Source organism: Phenylobacterium sp., from assembly GCF_036502675.1.
Classification (GTDB): domain Bacteria; phylum Pseudomonadota; class Alphaproteobacteria; order Caulobacterales; family Caulobacteraceae; genus Phenylobacterium.
In genome coordinates, this window is sequence record NZ_DASXYF010000138.1 from 1 (window position 1) to 15291 (window position 15291).

Below are 15291 nucleotides of genomic sequence, written 5' to 3' on the forward strand. Positions count from 1 at the left end.
AGCTGCAGCTCGATCTGCTTCTGCTCGGAGACGTCGACCAGATAAGCCACCCACCGGCCGTCGCTCTTGGAGAGGTACAGATGCGCGATGCGGCTCGGATCGTAGGCCAGTCGCACCTCGACCGGCGCCGCGGCGCCGGCCCCAGCGCTTAGCTTCTGGGAGGCGTCGGCGCGGCTGGCGGGGTCGATCAGCTCGCCGAACACCTGGCCCTTCTCGCCACCGCCGGCCACGGCCTTCAGCGCGGGATTGGCCTCGACGATCTTCGATTCGAAGGGGTCCTCGCCCTCCAGCAGCGCCGCGCCGAACGGCGAGGCCGCGGCGAAGGCGTCCAGCACCTTCGGCGGCGGCGGGGTGGCGGTGCTGAAGGCGGCGAGCACGTCCATCGCGCCCTTGGGCAGCGCCAGATGCTCGGCAGGCGCGCCGGCCAGGCGGATCAGGAAGCGGCGCGCGCCGATCGGCGAGACCACCGCCTCGTGCTCGGCGCCGTTCGAACGGATCGAGGCGCGGCCGGCCTCGCCCTTGCGCGCGCTGGAGAGCGCGGCGAACAGGCTGGCCGCGGAGGGTCCGTTCTTGGGCAGGCGCAGGGCCTGGCCCACCACGTCGCGCCAGGAGGCGTTGGCCGCGTGGATGCGTCCGTCGGCGGCGGCGATGGCGGCCGGCTCCGGCAGCGCCTCCACCAGCCGGTCCGGCCCAGGCTCGTTGTCGACGGAAACGTCGGCCGAGCCGCGCACCACCACCAGCGCCAGGCAGGCGACGCCCGCCAGCCCCGCCAGCAGCAGCAGGCCCGCCACCGTGGCCGGCCCCGCGTTGATCGCCGGCGCCGCGGCGCAGCCCAGGGCCAGCAGGAAGAACAGCACGGCGATCGCCGTCAGCGGATCGAACCGCGCGCGGGGGGCCTCGCTGATCGGCGCCTGGGCCATGGCGATGCCGCGGAGCTCCTTGGGGGTTCGGGCCGACGCGGCCTGCGAATCACGCATGATCATACTCTCACAATGACTTGGCCGCCGCACGACGGCCGGCGTTGAGGATGAAGCCGATGACCCGGGCGACGGCTTCGTAATGCTTCTGGGGAATCACCTCGTCCACGTCGACGGCGGCATAGAGCGAGCGGGCGAGCGGCGGGTCCTCGATCACCGGCACCCCGGCGGCCTCGGCCACCTCGCGGATCTTCAGGGCCAGGCTGTCGACACCCTTGGCGACGCACATCGGCGCGGGGGTCTCCGTGGCGTCGTACTTCAGCGCCACGGCGAAGTGGGTGGGGTTCATCACCACCACCGTGGCGGTGGGCACCGCCTGGATCATCCGGCGGCGGGCGCGCTCGTTGCGGATCTGCTTCTGGCGGGCGCGGACATGGGGGTCGCCTTCGGACTGCTTGAAGTCCTCCTTCAGCTCCTCCTTGGACATCCGCATGCGGGCCATGAACCGCTGGCGCTGCCAGAACCAGTCGACGCCGGCGATGACCAGCAGCACGCCGGCCACGGCGAACACCAGCCGGCGCAGGATCTCGGCGCTGAACGGCAGCATGGCCGCCGGGTCGAGCAGGGTCAGCTGCTGCAGCTCATGGGCGTGGGGCTTCAGCGCCCACCAGGCTATCGCCGCCACCAGCCCCAGCTTGGCGGCCGACTTCACGAACTGCATCAGGCCGTCGAGGCCGAACAGCCGCTTCAGCCCCGCCGCCGGCGACAGGCGCGAGACGTCGGGCGCCAGCTTGCCCGGCGTGAACAGCAGCCCGTGCTGCACCAGGTTGCCCGCCACCCCGGCCGCAGCGGCCGCCAGCATCACCGCCCCCATCACCGGCGCGGCCGCCAGCAGCGCCTGGCGGGTGACGTTCACCCCGCCCAGGCCGCGCATCGACATCTCGTCCGGATGGGCGATGAACGGCAACAGCGCCACGGCGAGATGGCGCGTCAGATAGCCGCCGCCGATGGCCAGCACCGCCGCGGCCGCCGTCAGGGAGGCCAGCGGCGCCAGGTCCGGGGTCTTGACGACGTCGCCCTTCTCCCGCGCCTGCTGCAGCTTGCGCGGTGTGGGCTCTTCTGTGCGGGAGGCGGCGTCGTTGTCGGCCATGGCGCTACAGGAAGTTCGCGACGAGGTCGCGGTAGTGGTCGAGCCAGACCATGCCGATGGTCCCGAGGCTCAGCGCGAACAGCGACAGGCCCATGAGCACGATCAGCGGCGTCGCCACGAAGAACACCTGGAACTGCGGCATCGCCCGGCCCACCAGGCCGGTGGCGATGTTGAAGATCAGCGAGAACACCACCACCGGCGCCGAGAGCTGCAGGCCGAGCGCGAAGGACTTGCCCAGCGTCCGGACGGCGAGCTGGCCCGCGTCGCCGGTCGGTACGTGGCGCCCCACCGGGAACAGGGCGTAGGAGTGCACGATCGCGGCCAGGAACATGTGGTGCAGGTCGGTGGTCATGATCAGCACCACCGCCATCAGGCCCAGGAAGGTCGAGACGCTGGTGGAGGGCTGCGCCTGGCCGGGCGCCGCCGTCTGGGCGAAGGAGAGCGTGGTCTGCAGCGAGATGATCTCGCCGGCGCTGGCCATCGAGGACAGGAACATCCGGAGGATCGCCCCGATCATCAGCCCGATCACCAGTTCCTGGATCACCGCCAGGGCCAGGCCGCCCACCGTCGCCGGCAGCGCTGGCAGGCCGCCGGCCAGCACCGGGAACAGCATCAGGGTCATCAGGAAGGCGAAGGACAGGCGGATGCGCGCCGGCACCACCTGCTCTCCGATCCCGGGAATCAGCATCAGGAGCCCGCCCAGCCGGGAAAAGATCAGCCCGGCGGCGAAGACCTGTTGCGCGGTGGCGTAGGAGTTCATCGGTGGGAGCGCCTTCTGGCGCGCCGCTACATCGCCGAGATGCGCGCGGCGATCTGGTGCATGAAGCCGCTCATCAGCGCGCCCATCAGCGGCAGGAAGAGCAGCAGGGAAATGAAGATCGCCACGATCTTCGGCGCATAGACCAGGGTGGCCTCCTGGATCTGGGTCAGGGCCTGCAGCAGGCCGACGCCCACCCCCACTACCAGGCCCACGATCAGCACCGGGGCGGACAGCTGGATGGTGAGCCAGATGGCGTCGCGGCCGACATCGAGGACTTCAGCTCCGGTCATCGGGACCTCGCGGAAAAAGCGCCGCTGTACGCGGTACGGAACGAGAACCGAGCTTTCCGCGAATATGGTTAACGCTTCACTACTTTTGTTCCCCTTGACCGCTGGAAATTAAGGATTTCCCCGATTCGGGCTCTCTCCTCCCCCGCCCTCTTCGCGACAGGGGAGGAAAGAGTTCACAATCCCAGCTGCGCCTCCAGCGCCCGCGCCGCCTCGGCCGGGGCCAGCTTGTCCTGGTCGCGGTCGACGCTGCCGTTGGCCGCCTGCATCGCCGCTACGGGGATGCGGCCCACCAGCGGCCTGAGCGCGCCGATCAGCCGCGCGTCGCGCGCGCGCTTCGGCGAAATCAGGATCACCGCGTCGTAAGGTGGGATCGCGCCCTTCGGGTCGGCGAGCATCGTCAGCCGGTCCGCAGCGATTCGGCCGTCCGAGGAGAAGGCCGAGATCACATCGACCTGCCCGTGGGCCAGGGCCCGGTACATGAAGGTGGGCTGGTACGACCGCCGGGCCTTGAAGTTCAGCCGGTACGCCCGGTCCACGGCTTTCCATTCCGGCCGCGACAGGAACTCGAGATCCGCCCCCAGGGTCAGCTCCGGCGCGTGGGCCGCCAGGTCCTCCAGGCTGGCGGCGCCCAGCGCCCGGGCCCGGTCCTCGCGCATGGCCAGTACATAGGCGTTCTCGAACCCGAGCGACCCCAGCACCAGCACCCCGTCGCGCTTGCGCAGCGCGTCGGTGAGCTCGGCCAGCACCGCCGCGCGGCCGGGATTGTCCCGCCGCTTCAGCACGTTGGTCCAGAGCGTTCCGGAATAGTCGACGTAGGCGTCGAGCTCCCCAGCGGCCAGCGCCCGGTAGGCCACCGCCGAACCCAGGTCCTCCTTGCGCGTCACCCGCGCGTGCGCCGCCTCCAGCTTGCCGGCCATCACCTCGGCCAGGATGTACTGTTCGGAGAAGTTCTTGGCCCCGATCACATAGGTCGTCGCCCCCTGCCCCACCGTCGCCAGCGGCGCCAGGGCCGCGGCTGCGCCCAGCGCCAGGCCCGCGACGCCGGCCAGGATTCGGCCGCGGCTGCGGCGGGCCGCGCCCTGTTCGATCAACCCCAGCAACTGGTCGGCCGCCATCGCCAGCACCGCCGAGGCCGCGCAGCCGAACAGCACATAGACCCAGTTCTCCGTCTGCAGCCCGGCGAAGATGTAGTTGCCGAGGCTGGTCTGCCCGACCGGCGTCGACAGCGTGGCGGCCCCGATGGTCCAGACCGCCGCGGTCCGCACCCCGGCCATGATCACCGGCGCGGCCAGCGGCAGCTCCACCTGGAGCAGCCGCTGGCGGGGCGTCATCCCCACCCCGTCCGCCGCCTCCAGCACCGCGCGGTCGACGCCCAGGATCCCGGCCGCACCGTTCCGCAGCATCGGCAGCATCGAATAGAGCGTCAGCGCCAGCAGCGAGGGCAAGAAGCCCAGCGCCGGAAAGCCTTGGCCGAACAGGCTGCGGCTCGCCGCCGAGAGCGCCAGCAGCAGCGGGTAGAACAGCGCCAGCAGCGCGAGGCTGGGGATGGTCTGGATCAAGCTGGCCGCCGCCAGCACCGGCCAGCGCAGCCGCGGGCTGCGGGCGGCCGCCACCGCCAGCGGCAGGCTGATCGCGGCGCCCAGCGCCAGGGCGCAGGCGCTGAGCAGCACGTGCCAGCCCAGGTAGTCCGGCAGGAGCGCCCAGGCCGCCGCCCACCGCCCGTTCAAGCCCCGGCCTCCAGCCGCGCCCGCAGCCGCTCCGCCTGCCGCCGCGGGGCGTCCAGCAGGGCGCGGACGTCGGGATCGTCGGCCTGCGCCGCCAGCTCGGCCGGCGGCCCGTCGGCCACGATCCTGCCGGCCTTCAGCACCACGATCCGGTCGGCCAGCAGCACCGCCTCGGCCATGTCGTGGGTGACCATCACCGTGGTCAGGCCCAGCCGCTCGTGCAGCGCCCGGTAGTCGGCGCCGAGCGCGTCGCGGGTCAGGGGGTCGAGCGCCCCGAACGGTTCGTCCATCAGCATCAGGGCGGGCTGCGCCGCCAGCGCGCGGGCCACTCCTACCCGCTGCCGCTGCCCGCCGGAGAGCGCGGCCGGCGCGCGGGCCCCGACATCCCGCGGCAGGGCGACGAGGTCCAGGAGTTCGTCCACCCGCGCGGCGATCCGGCCCGCATCCCAGCCCAGCAGCCGCGGCGTCACGCCGATGTTCTCCGCCACCGTCATGTGCGGAAAGAGCCCGATCTCCTGGAAAACATAGCCGATCCGCCGACGCAGCGCCGAACCGCCCTGCGGCCCCGCCGCCTCGCCCGCCGCCCGCACGCTCCCTGCGTCCGGCGTCGCCAGCCCGTTGACGATCTTGAGCAGCGTCGTCTTCCCCGACCCCGACCCGCCCACCAGCGCCACGAACTCGCCCGCGGCCACCGACAGCGACACGCCCGCCAGCGCGGCGCAGTCGCCGTAGCGCTTGTCGATCCCTGCAAGTTCGATGACGGGCCTAGCCATGCGACAGGCCTAGCACGGGCGACGGCGACGGCGAACGGTTGCGCCGTCCAATCCCGGCGTCCCCCGGCGCCTGTCCGCCGTTGTCCTGCAGATGCCGCCGCAGCTAAGCTGTCCGCTGCTCATCTCGTCGGGACCCGCCCATGCGCCGCACCTTCCTCGCCCCGCTCCTCGCCGCAGCCGCCGCGGCCCCCGCCGCCGCCGCGCCCGCCCCGCCGCCCCCCGCGGTGCGCGCGCACTTGAGCGAGCTCGACAAGGAGTGCCGCGGCTACGGCGGCCGGCCCGGGTCCATGCCCGGCCTGGTGCAGAGCGCCGACCTGACCGGCGACGGCCTGGCCGACTACGTGGTCGACCTCAACGTCTACAATTGCGACGGCGCGGCCTCGGCCATGGGCGCGGGCCAGAGCGGCGCCGGCCTCTCGGTGTTCGTGGGCGGCCCCGGCGGCGCGGCCCGCCGGGCCTACGACAACACCACCTACGGCGCGAAGATCGTCACGGCCGCCGGCAAGGCCCGCCTGTGGCTCGACACCGCCGGCTCCGAATGCGGCCAGCGAGGGGCCAACATCCCGTTCAGCGACTGGAAATTCTGTTCGCGACCGGTCAACTGGAACGCCGCCGCCCGCGCCTTCGCCTACGCCCCGCTGGCTGAGGCCAAGCCGATCCAATAGGGCCCCGGCCGCGGTCATGGCGTCGCCGTTCTAGGCGTCCGCCGCCCACGCCTTGAACTCCGGCGTGTCCAGGAGCCGCGTGCCGTACTCGCCCGCGGGCCCGGCGTCCCCATAGTCGCTCAGGTGCACCCCATAGGTCCGGAACCGCGAGGCCACCGGCGTGTAGAAGGCGTCGGCGATCGACCATTCTCCCAGCAGGAACGGGCCTCCGAACTGCCGCAGAAGGTCGTTCCATAGAACTGAAATCCTTCGTATATCTGTCTGAGTCGCCGGCGACAGCTCCGCCACGTGGGGGGCCTGGTCGAGCGCCATCGGGCACTCCCCGCGCAAGGAGGCGAAACCGGAATGCATCTCGGCCGCCGCCGCCCGCCCCAGCGCCCGGCGCTCCGCGTCCCGCGGCCACAGCTTCGCTTCCGGAAACCGCTCGGCCAGGTGCTCGCAGATCGCCAACGAGTCCCACAGCACCAGGTCTCCGTCCTTCAGCGCCGGCACCATGCCCGACGGCGAATGCGGCAGGATCGCCACCGCGGTCATGCCGTTCTCCTGGCGCAGCTGGATCACCGTCTCGCTGAACGGCGCCCCCGTCCGCTTGAGCGCCAGCCACGGCCGCAACGACCAGCTGGACCACGCCTTGGTGCCGACCACGATTTCCATGGCGCCCGCTCCTTGCAGAAAACCTCGTCCCGCCTCAACGCACAGCCGCGCCGTCGGGACCCGCGGCGCGCAGACTTAATCGCAAGCCGGCGGCCGCTCCAGCCCGCGCCGCGCCGGAACATTGCTGATCTTCTTCCTTAACCTCATCGCTTCGGGCGGCGTTATGCTGGGACCATGACCCAAGCCCCGCCCCTCGGCCCCCCGGCCCGCTCGGCCCTCGACCTGATCGGCCGCACCCCGATGCTCGAGCTCACCGGCTTCGACGCCGGCCCCTGCCGGCTGTTCGTGAAGCTGGAGAGCGCCAATCCCGGCGGCTCCATCAAGGACCGTATCGCCCGCTCGATGATCGAGGCCGCCGAGGCCGACGGCAGCCTCGGCCCCGGCGGGACCATCGTCGAGGCCACCGCCGGCAACACCGGCCTGGGCCTGGCGCAGGTGGGCGTGCTGAAGGGCTACCGCATCCTGCTCGTCGTCCCCGACAAGATGGCCCGCGAGAAGATCCAGCACCTGCGGGCCACGGGCGTCGACGTCCGCCTCACCCGCTCCGACGTCGGCAAGGGCCACCCCGAATACTACCAGGACATGGCCCAGCGCCTGGCCGCCGAGATCCCCGGCGCGGTCTACGTCAACCAGTTCGAGAACCCGGCCAATCCCCTGGCCCACGAAACCACCACCGGCCCGGAAATCCTGGAGCAGATGGAGGGCGACCTCGACGCCGTGGTGGTGGGCGTGGGCTCCGGCGGCACCCTCACCGGCCTCGGCCGCTGTTTCGCCAAGGCTTCGCCCCGGACGAAGATGATACTCGCCGATCCGGTAGGTTCGGTGCTGGCCCCGCTGGTCCGCGGCGAGAAGGTCGAGGCCGGCTCCTGGCTGGTGGAGGGCATCGGCGAGGATTTCGTGCCGAAGAACTGCGACCTTTCCCTGGTCGCCCAGGCCTATGAGATCCCTGACCGCGAGAGCATCGAGGCCGCCCGCCTGCTGCTGACCAAGGCCGGCGTGCTGGGCGGCTCCTCTTCCGGCACCCTGCTCGCCGCGGCCCTGCGCTACTGCCGCGAGCAGACGGAGCCGAAGCGGGTCGTCACCCTGGTGTGCGACACCGGCTCGAAGTACCTCTCCAAGGTCTATAACGACGCCTGGCTCGCCGATCAGGGCCTGGCCGACCGGCCGCTGCACGGCGACCTGCGCGACCTGATCGCCGGCGGGGCGGGCGCGGTCACCGTCGGCCCCGGCGACACCCTGCTCACCGCCTACAACCGCATGCGCCAGGCCGACGTCTCCCAGTTGCCGGTGCTCGACGATGGCCGGCTGATCGGCCTGATCGACGAGAGCGACCTGCTGCAGGCCGTCGAGGACGGCACGGCGGCCAGCCGCTTCGCCCGTCCCGCCAGCACCGCCATGACCGCTCGCCTCAACACCCTGCAGGCGCGTGAGCCGCTGGAGGCGCTGCTGCCGCTCTTCGCCCGCGACCAGGTGGCCATCGTCATGGACGGCCGCGAGTTCCTGGGCCTGATCACCCGCATCGACCTGATCAACTACCTGAGGCGCCGGACGTGACGGGCGAGGGCCGCAACCGCCTGGGCTTCGCCACCCGGGCCATCCATGCCGGCCAGGCGCCGGACCCGTCCACGGGTGCGGTGATCACCCCGATCTACGCCACCTCCACCTACGCCCAGTCCAGTCCCGGGGTGCACCAGGGCTTCGAATACTCGCGCAGCCAGAACCCCACGCGCTTCGCCTTCGAGCGCGCCATAGCCGACCTGGAGGACGGGACCCGCGGGTACGCCTTCGCCTCCGGCCTGGCGGCCATCGCCACCCTGCTGGAAGCCTTGGACAGCGGCGACCACGTCATCGCCAGCCACGACCTCTACGGCGGCTCCTACCGGCTGTTCGAGCGGGTCCGCCGCCGCTCGGCCGGCCTCGACTTCAGCTTCGTGGACCTCAGCGACCTGGACGCCCTGGCTGCGGCGGTCACCCCGCGCACGCGGATGATCTGGGTGGAGACCCCCACCAATCCGCTGCTGAAGCTGGCCGACCTCGCCGCCATCGCCGCCTTCGCCAAGCAGCGCGGGCTGATCGCGGCGGCCGACAATACGTTCGCCAGCCCCTTCGTCCAGCGGCCGATATCGTTCGGCTTCGACGTGGTGATGCACTCGACCACCAAGTATCTGGCCGGCCACTCCGACCTGGTAGGCGGCTGCCTGGTGGTGGGCGACAACCCCGACCTCGCCGAGCGCCTGGGCTTCCTGCAGAACGCCGTCGGGGCCGTGGCCTCCCCCTTCGACGCCTTCCTGGCCCACCGCGGCCTGAAGACCCTGGCGCTGCGCATGGCCCGCCACTGCGAGAGCGCGCTGGCCGTCGCCCGCTGGCTCGAGGCCCGGTCCGACGTACGGCAGGTGATCTACCCGGGCCTGCCCAGCCACCCGCAGCACGCCCTGGCCCAGCGCCAGATGCAGGGCTTCGGCGGCATGGTCGCCGTCGTCCTCGACCGCGACCTGGCGGGCGCCCGCCGCGTCCTGGAGCGCACCCGGCTGTTCACCCTGGCCGAGAGCCTGGGCGGGGTGGAGAGCCTGATCGAGCACCCGGCGATCATGACCCACGCCTCCATTCCCCCCGCCGACCGCGCCGAGCGCGGCATCGCCGACGGCCTCGTGCGCCTGTCCGTCGGGATCGAGGACGCTGGCGACCTGATTGCCGACCTGGACCAGGCGATGGCCTGGCCGCCGCCCGCGGCTTGACATCCAGGGCCCCGGCTTCCATCAGCGCCCCGCCAAGGAGCCCACGCATGATCCCCCGCTACGCCCGGCCCGAGGCCGCCGCGATCTGGTCGCCGCAGACCCGCTTCCGCATTATGTTCGAGATCGAGGCCCACGCCGCCGACGCGATGGCCGAGCTGGGCGTGATCCCCAAGCTGGCGGCCCAGGCGATCTGGGAGCGCGGCTCCGGCGTGATCTTCGACGTCGATCGCATCGACGAGATCGAGCGGGAGGTGAAGCACGACGTCATCGCCTTCCTGACCCACGTCACCGAGCTGGTCGGCCCCGAGGCGCGCTTCCTGCACCAGGGCATGACCTCCTCCGACGTCAACGACACGGCCCTGGCCGTCCAGCTCTCGCGGTCCGCCGACCTCCTGATCGAGGACGTGGACCTGGTGCTGGCGGCGCTCCAGCGGCGGGCCTTCGAGCACAAGCTGACCCCCACCGTCGGCCGCAGCCACGGCATCCACGCCGAGCCCACCACCTTCGGCCTGAAGCTCGCCGGCCACTACGCCGAGTTCCAGCGGGCCAAGGAGCGGCTGGCCAGGGCCAGGTTCGAGGTGGCCACCTGCGCCATCTCCGGCGCCGTCGGCACCTTCGCCAACGTCGCCCCGGAGGTGGAGGCCCACGTGGCCGAGAAGATGGGCCTGGCCGTCGAGCCGATCTCCACCCAGGTGATCCCCCGCGACCGGCACGCCGCCTACTTCGCGGCGCTGGCCGTGGTCGCCGCCTCCATCGAGCGGCTGGCCACCGAGATCCGCCACCTGCAGCGCACCGAGGTGCTGGAGGCCGAGGAGGCCTTCGACAAGGGGCAGAAGGGCTCCAGCGCCATGCCGCACAAGCGCAACCCGATCCTCACCGAGAACCTCACCGGCCTCGCCCGCCTGGTCCGCTCGGCGGTGGCGCCGGCGCTGGAGAACGTCGCCCTCTGGCACGAGCGCGACATCAGCCACTCCTCGGTGGAGCGCGGCATTGGCCCGGACGCGACCATCCACCTGGACTTCGCCCTGCGCCGGCTGGCCGGGGTGGTGGAGCGCCTGCTGGTCTATCCGGAGAACATGCTCAAGAACCTCGACCGCCTGGGCGGGCTGGTGCACTCCCAGCGGGTGCTGCTGGCCCTGACCCAGAAGGGCGTCGACCGCGAGACCGCCTACGCCGCGGTCCAGCGCAACGCCATGCGGGTCTGGCGCGGCGAGGGCAACTTCCTCGACCTCCTCAAGGCCGACCCGGACGTGCGGCCGCATCTCACCGACGCCGAGCTCGGTGAGCTGTTCGACCTCGGCTACCACTTCAAGAACGTCGACCGGATTTTCGCCCGGGTGTTCGGAGAGGCGGCGCAGCCCTAGTTGCCGGCGCGGACGCTCTCGCGGGCCTGGGCCAGCAGCTCGGCCATCTTCATGCGCACGTCGCCTTCGCTGACCTGCACGCCGGACCCCTTCAGGTCCTCGAACACCTTGCGCAGCACGTCGTCGTCGCCGGGCAGCTCGAAGTCGGACTTGACCACCGCCTTGGCGTAGTCGGACACATGCTGGCCTTCCAGGCCCATCAGACCGGCGGCCCATTCGCCCAGGACACGGTTGCGCCGGGCGTTGGCCTTGAATTCCTGTTCCTGATCGAGCGCGAACTTCCTCTCGAAGCCCTGCTCACGATCGTTGAAGGTCGTCATGTGATCCCCGGTCAGCGGAAAGGACGGCGTTGCATATCCTTCGCGCGCGGCCTTCGCAATCGAAACGCGGCCGGCCCGCCCGGCGCCCACCGCCTTCGTTTGCGCGCGGGCCTCTGTTCGGCTAATTTTCACGCCGCCTCGATTGGTGCGAGAGGCCGACTCGGACCCCCGCGCGCGCGACCTTGCCCACGCGCGCGCTTTTTGTTTTCCGAGACCGGTCAACCCTCGCCCGCGGAGAAGGCTGCGACATGACCCGCCGGAAGAAAATCTACGAGGGCAAGGCCAAGATCCTGTTCGAGGGTCCTGAGCCCGGCACCTTGATCCAGTACTTCAAGGACGACGCCACCGCCTTCGACGGCCAGAAGAAGGCCGTGCTGGAGGGCAAGGGCGTCATCAACAACCGCATCAGCGAATACATCATGACGCGGCTGAACACGATCGGGGTGCAGAACCACTTCATCAAGCGGATGAACCTGCGCGAGCAGCTGATCCGCGAGGTGGAGATCATCCCGCTGGAGGTGGTCTGCCGCAACGTCGCGGCCGGCAGCCTGTCCAAGCGCTTCGGCCTGCCGGAGGGCCAGGCCCTGCCGCGCTCGATCATCGAGTTCTACCTGAAGGACGACAAGCTTTCCGACCCGATGGTCTCCGAGGAGCACATCACCGCCTTCAACTGGGCCTCCACCCAGGAGATCGACGACATGATGGCCCTGACGCTGAGGGTGAACGACTTCCTCACCGGCATGTTCGGCGCCGTCGGCATCACGCTGGTGGACTTCAAGATCGAGTACGGCCGGGTGTGGGAGAACGACTTCAGCCGGGTGATCCTGGCCGACGAGATCAGCCCGGACAGCTGCCGCCTGTGGGATTCCACCACCAACGAGAAGATGGACAAGGACCGCTTCCGCCGCGACCTGGGCGACGTGATCGAGAGCTACGCCGAGGTGGCCCGCCGGCTGGGAATCATGAAGGAGATGCCCACCGTGATCCAGGGGGGCCTCCACTAGTGCGCGCCAAAGTCCAGGTGTTCCTGAAACCCGGGGTCCTCGACGTCCAGGGCAAGGCCGTGGAGCACGCGCTGCACGGCCTGGGCTGGGGCGGGGTGGCCGACGTGCGCGTGGGCAAGACCATCGAGTTCGACCTGGCCGCCGCCGACCGGGCCGCCGCCGAGGCCGAGGTGAAGGCCATGTGCGAGAAGCTGCTGGCCAACACGGTGATCGAAAGCTACCGGGTGGAGCTGGCGTGAGGGCCGCATGAAAGCCGCCGTCGTCGTCTTCCCCGGCTCCAACTGCGACCGCGACTGCAAGGTCGCCATCGAACGCTCCACCGGGGCCTCGGTGGAGATGGTCTGGCACGGCGAGACCGCCCTGCCCGCCGGCCTCGACCTGATCGTCCTGCCGGGCGGCTTCTCCTACGGCGACTACCTGCGCTGCGGCGCCATGGCGGCGCTGTCGCCGGTGATGGCCGAGGTGCGCGCCGCCGCCCTGCGCGGCGTGGCCACCGTGGGCATCTGCAACGGCTTCCAGATCCTCTGCGAGGCCAAGATGCTGCCGGGCGCCCTCTTGCGCAACGCGCAGCTGAAGTACGTCTGCAAGAGCGTGGCGCTGGACGTGGTCAACGCCCAGACCCGCTTCACCGCCGGCTTCGAGGGCCGGCGCGAGGCGGTGATGACCGTCGGCAACGGTGAGGGGAACTTCTTCGCCGACGGGCCCCTGCTCGACCGGCTGGAGGGCGAGGGCCAGGTGGTGTTCCGCTACCGCGACAACCCCAACGGCTCGGCCCGCGCCATCGCCGGCATCGTCAACGACCGCGGCAACGTGCTGGGCCTGATGCCCCACCCCGACCGGGCGTTCGACGAAGACCTGGGCTCGGACGACGGGGCGATCCTGTTCCGCAGCGCGCTGGCCAGCGCCTAGGGCGGGCGCAAACCGCTTACAGGGGCGCACATCGTAAGCGGTTTCCAGGGGCCTTAAACAGCGGACAGGGCCGTGGACTTGAAGCGGGACGGCCGCCGGCTCAGCGGCAGCGGGCGTTGCCGCGATCGATCTCGCGTCCCAGGAGCCCACCGCCGACGGCGCCGAGCAGCGTGCCGGCCGTGCGGTCCCGCCCGCCGTCAAGCTCGCGGCCGACCAGGGCGCCGGCCGCCGCGCCGATGACCAGGCCGGTCGTGCCGTTGCTGCGACGGCAGTAGTAATGGCCGTCGCGTCCGCGCCAGACGCGTTCCTCACCGCCGATCCGCCGGGGCTCAACGTAGCGGCCCCGCCGGTCATAGACGTCCCGGTCGTAATGCCGCTCCTGGTCGTAGCGCTCCGCGTCATGCGCGCGCCGCCCGTGAGCCGGCGCCCAGGGCGGTGGATCGGCCAGCGCCGGGAAAGCCGGGATCGTGATCGCGGCGAGCGTCGCGGCGAGAAGATGTTTGCGCATGCGGAAGTCCCCAGACGGTGGCGCGTCGAGCGCCATTGCCCGGAGGTTGTGGCCTTAGCATGGCGGTTCATCGGGCTTCCCCTTCTCCCTCCAGGAGGAAGGGAGAAGGACGCGACATCCTCAATCCCAGTCCCCCTCGCCCTCGCTGAGGGCGGCCAGGTCGGGGTTTTGCCGGGCGGCGTAGCCGTCCGGGCCCTCCCGGCGGATCTGCGCCACCAGGTCGGCCGGCGGCAGGGGCGCCTGGGGGGCGTAGACGCGCGGCGCCAGGCGGGCGGCCTGCCAGCGCAGGGTCTGGATGCGCAGGCGGGCGACCTCGACGTCGCCGGGCGAGGCCTCCACGGCCAGCTTCCAGGCCAGGTCGAACTTCAGCTCGGCCTGGTGCTGGCGGGCGAGGCCGACCATGTGGGCGAAGGCCGGCATCCGGCGCATCCAGGCGTAGACCGTCACCGGGCACGGCATGTCGGCGTCGCGGCAGATGTCGACCATGGCCTCGCCGAAGGCCAGCCGGCGGCAGATCACCTCGGCCAGGACGTCGGAATAGGCGGCGGGCGGGCCCGGGCTGGCGCGGCCGCGCTCGGCCAGGCGGGCGAGGGTCTTCTTGAGCTTGCGCGCCCGCGCCCTCGTCTCGCGGCGCCGCGCCTGCGCCTGGGCCGCCAGCTTGGCCTCGCCGAACTCGGGGTGCAGCTGGGCCCATTTGTAGATGGTGGGCGCCGAGGGGATGGCCGGGTCGCGGCAGATGGTGGTGAGCGCCTCCCCGGCCGCCAGGCGGCGCACGATCTCCCGGCCCATCGCCTCGGTGTAGCGGCTCTCGCCCCAGTCGAAACCCGACCCTGTGCGGAACGCCGGCGTCTCTGAATCCGGCGTGATGAGCTCCCCGGCCCCGAAGTCCGCGTCCATCTCCGTCCTCGCGCTCCAGGCCGATGCGCCGGCCAGCGCCACCGTAGCGCGGGAGGGGCGGTTTGTCTAGAACAAAGAGAGAACATTTGGGGCGTCGCGTGCGCGTTAACGCGGATGAACCTCGCCTGAAAACCGCCTTCATGCCGACGCCATCTACGCCGTGCGACCTGACCGCCATGGCGGTAGCGCCACCGGGGAAACGCCGGCGCCCGAGTAGCGGAGAGACCGTATGACTGCGCGTAAGCTGACGATGGCGGCGGCCCTGGCGGCATCGGCCCTGACGGGCCTGCCGAGCGCCACCCTGGCCGAAGGCCACGGCCACGCCTATGGCCACTACAAGCACCACCACCGGCATTACGACGGCTATCGCGAGGGCTATTACGACGATCGCCCGCGCTATTACCGCGAGCGCTACGACGAGCCCCCGCGCTATTACGGGTCGCGGCGGGACTGCCGCACGAGTGGAACCACCGGCCTGATCATCGGCGGCGCGGCCGGCGCCCTGCTGGGCCGCGAGATCGACGGCGGCCGCGACCGGACGACGGGGACCATCCTCGGCGCAGGGACGGGGGCGCTGCTGGGGCGGGAGATCTCGCGGAAGTCGCGGTGCTGATGGCGGCG

17 protein-coding genes and 1 pseudogene are annotated in these 15291 nt (G+C 71.3%); 8 read left to right on the top strand and 10 right to left on the bottom strand.

Annotation, left to right across the window (positions count from 1 at the left end; genetic code table 11):
• The 6 genes and pseudogenes from VGL30_RS17520 to VGL30_RS17545 form a co-directional block, all read right to left on the bottom strand.
• Positions 1-977, bottom strand: a pseudogene (locus VGL30_RS17520) (hybrid sensor histidine kinase/response regulator); the annotation flags it as partial.
• Positions 978-987: 10 nt separating this feature from the next.
• Positions 988-2067, bottom strand: a complete 1080-nt coding sequence (gene flhB, locus VGL30_RS17525) for a flagellar biosynthesis protein FlhB (protein ID WP_331541307.1) — start codon at positions 2065-2067, stop codon at positions 988-990.
• Positions 2068-2071: 4 nt separating this feature from the next.
• A complete protein-coding gene (gene fliR, locus VGL30_RS17530; protein ID WP_331541308.1) occupies positions 2072-2827 on the bottom strand; it encodes a flagellar biosynthetic protein FliR in 756 nt (251 codons plus the stop codon).
• Positions 2828-2853: 26 nt separating this feature from the next.
• A complete protein-coding gene (gene fliQ / locus VGL30_RS17535; RefSeq protein WP_331541309.1) occupies positions 2854-3117 on the bottom strand; it encodes a flagellar biosynthesis protein FliQ in 264 nt (87 codons plus the stop codon).
• A gap of 173 nt (positions 3118-3290) precedes the next feature.
• Positions 3291-4844: an ABC transporter permease/substrate-binding protein gene (locus VGL30_RS17540; RefSeq protein WP_331541310.1), complete on the bottom strand. Its 1554-nt coding sequence runs from the start codon at positions 4842-4844 to the stop codon at positions 3291-3293.
• A complete protein-coding gene (locus VGL30_RS17545; protein ID WP_331541311.1) occupies positions 4841-5614 on the bottom strand; it encodes an ABC transporter ATP-binding protein in 774 nt (257 codons plus the stop codon). Before VGL30_RS17545 ends, VGL30_RS17540 begins: the two co-directional genes overlap by 4 nt.
• Positions 5615-5754: 140 nt before the next feature.
• Between VGL30_RS17545 and VGL30_RS17550 the strand changes: the two genes are divergently transcribed.
• On the top strand, positions 5755-6279 hold the full coding sequence (locus VGL30_RS17550; RefSeq protein WP_331541312.1) for a hypothetical protein: 525 nt from the start codon (positions 5755-5757) through the stop codon (positions 6277-6279).
• A gap of 30 nt (positions 6280-6309) precedes the next feature.
• Here the strand turns inward: VGL30_RS17550 and VGL30_RS17555 are convergent, their stop codons facing one another.
• Positions 6310-6933, bottom strand: coding sequence for a glutathione S-transferase family protein (locus VGL30_RS17555; protein ID WP_331541314.1), 624 nt, complete (start codon positions 6931-6933; stop codon positions 6310-6312).
• Positions 6934-7107: 174 nt separating this feature from the next.
• On the opposite strand from VGL30_RS17555, the gene VGL30_RS17560 reads away from it, so the two are divergent.
• The 3 genes from VGL30_RS17560 to purB are packed head-to-tail and all read left to right on the top strand — an operon-like array spanning position 7108 to position 11032.
• Complete coding sequence (locus VGL30_RS17560) at positions 7108-8487, top strand: cystathionine beta-synthase (RefSeq protein WP_331541316.1); 1380 nt, start codon at positions 7108-7110, stop codon at positions 8485-8487.
• Positions 8484-9668, top strand: coding sequence for a cystathionine gamma-synthase (locus tag VGL30_RS17565; protein ID WP_331541317.1), 1185 nt, complete (start codon positions 8484-8486; stop codon positions 9666-9668). The genes VGL30_RS17560 and VGL30_RS17565 overlap by 4 nt, the downstream gene beginning before the upstream one ends.
• A 47-nt stretch (positions 9669-9715) precedes the next feature.
• A complete protein-coding gene (purB, locus tag VGL30_RS17570) occupies positions 9716-11032 on the top strand; it encodes an adenylosuccinate lyase (protein ID WP_331541318.1) in 1317 nt (438 codons plus the stop codon).
• On the opposite strand, the gene VGL30_RS17575 is transcribed toward purB, so the two are convergent.
• Entirely contained in the window at positions 11029-11352 is a 324-nt protein-coding gene (locus tag VGL30_RS17575; RefSeq protein ID WP_331541319.1) for a DUF1476 domain-containing protein, read from the bottom strand. The two genes, purB and VGL30_RS17575, sit on opposite strands and share 4 nt — an antisense overlap.
• Before the next feature lie 248 nt (positions 11353-11600).
• On the opposite strand from VGL30_RS17575, the gene purC reads away from it, so the two are divergent.
• From purC to purQ, 3 genes are read left to right on the top strand one after another with little or no spacing between them, the layout of a single operon-like run.
• Positions 11601-12356 carry a phosphoribosylaminoimidazolesuccinocarboxamide synthase gene (purC, locus tag VGL30_RS17580; protein WP_331541320.1) on the top strand — a complete coding sequence of 252 codons (756 nt, stop codon included), beginning with the start codon at positions 11601-11603 and terminating at the stop codon, positions 12354-12356.
• The gene (purS, locus tag VGL30_RS17585) at positions 12356-12595 is read left to right on the top strand and encodes a phosphoribosylformylglycinamidine synthase subunit PurS (RefSeq protein ID WP_331541321.1); all 240 of its coding nucleotides are present in this window, start codon (positions 12356-12358) and stop codon (positions 12593-12595) included. The genes purC and purS overlap by 1 nt, the downstream gene beginning before the upstream one ends.
• Before the next feature lie 7 nt (positions 12596-12602).
• Positions 12603-13265: a phosphoribosylformylglycinamidine synthase subunit PurQ gene (gene purQ / locus VGL30_RS17590; protein ID WP_331541322.1), complete on the top strand. Its 663-nt coding sequence runs from the start codon at positions 12603-12605 to the stop codon at positions 13263-13265.
• 100 nt (positions 13266-13365) lie between these two features.
• Here the strand turns inward: purQ and VGL30_RS17595 are convergent, their stop codons facing one another.
• Positions 13366-13809, bottom strand: coding sequence for a glycine zipper 2TM domain-containing protein (locus VGL30_RS17595; protein WP_331541323.1), 444 nt, complete (start codon positions 13807-13809; stop codon positions 13366-13368).
• Positions 13810-13893: 84 nt separating this feature from the next.
• Positions 13894-14670, bottom strand: a complete 777-nt coding sequence (locus VGL30_RS17600) for a hypothetical protein (RefSeq protein ID WP_331541324.1) — start codon at positions 14668-14670, stop codon at positions 13894-13896.
• Positions 14671-14899: 229 nt separating this feature from the next.
• Between VGL30_RS17600 and VGL30_RS17605 the strand changes: the two genes are divergently transcribed.
• Complete coding sequence (locus VGL30_RS17605) at positions 14900-15283, top strand: glycine zipper 2TM domain-containing protein (protein ID WP_331541325.1); 384 nt, start codon at positions 14900-14902, stop codon at positions 15281-15283.
• Positions 15284-15291: the final 8 nt, after the last annotated feature.

Coding starts and splice junctions, on each gene's coding strand:
- VGL30_RS17555 (WP_331541314.1), bottom strand. CDS start 6,933: ATGGAAATCGTGGTCGGCACCAAGGCGTGGTCCAGCTGGTCGTTGCGG.
- VGL30_RS17560 (WP_331541316.1), top strand. CDS start 7,108: ATGACCCAAGCCCCGCCCCTCGGCCCCCCGGCCCGCTCGGCCCTCGAC.
- fliQ (WP_331541309.1), bottom strand. CDS start 3,117: ATGACCGGAGCTGAAGTCCTCGATGTCGGCCGCGACGCCATCTGGCTC.
- VGL30_RS17545 (WP_331541311.1), bottom strand. CDS start 5,614: ATGGCTAGGCCCGTCATCGAACTTGCAGGGATCGACAAGCGCTACGGC.
- VGL30_RS17600 (WP_331541324.1), bottom strand. CDS start 14,670: ATGGACGCGGACTTCGGGGCCGGGGAGCTCATCACGCCGGATTCAGAG.
- fliR (WP_331541308.1), bottom strand. CDS start 2,827: ATGAACTCCTACGCCACCGCGCAACAGGTCTTCGCCGCCGGGCTGATC.
- VGL30_RS17605 (WP_331541325.1), top strand. CDS start 14,900: ATGACTGCGCGTAAGCTGACGATGGCGGCGGCCCTGGCGGCATCGGCC.
- purB (WP_331541318.1), top strand. CDS start 9,716: ATGATCCCCCGCTACGCCCGGCCCGAGGCCGCCGCGATCTGGTCGCCG.
- VGL30_RS17550 (WP_331541312.1), top strand. CDS start 5,755: ATGCGCCGCACCTTCCTCGCCCCGCTCCTCGCCGCAGCCGCCGCGGCC.
- VGL30_RS17595 (WP_331541323.1), bottom strand. CDS start 13,809: ATGGCGCTCGACGCGCCACCGTCTGGGGACTTCCGCATGCGCAAACAT.
- VGL30_RS17575 (WP_331541319.1), bottom strand. CDS start 11,352: ATGACGACCTTCAACGATCGTGAGCAGGGCTTCGAGAGGAAGTTCGCG.
- purC (WP_331541320.1), top strand. CDS start 11,601: ATGACCCGCCGGAAGAAAATCTACGAGGGCAAGGCCAAGATCCTGTTC.
- flhB (WP_331541307.1), bottom strand. CDS start 2,067: ATGGCCGACAACGACGCCGCCTCCCGCACAGAAGAGCCCACACCGCGC.
- purQ (WP_331541322.1), top strand. CDS start 12,603: ATGAAAGCCGCCGTCGTCGTCTTCCCCGGCTCCAACTGCGACCGCGAC.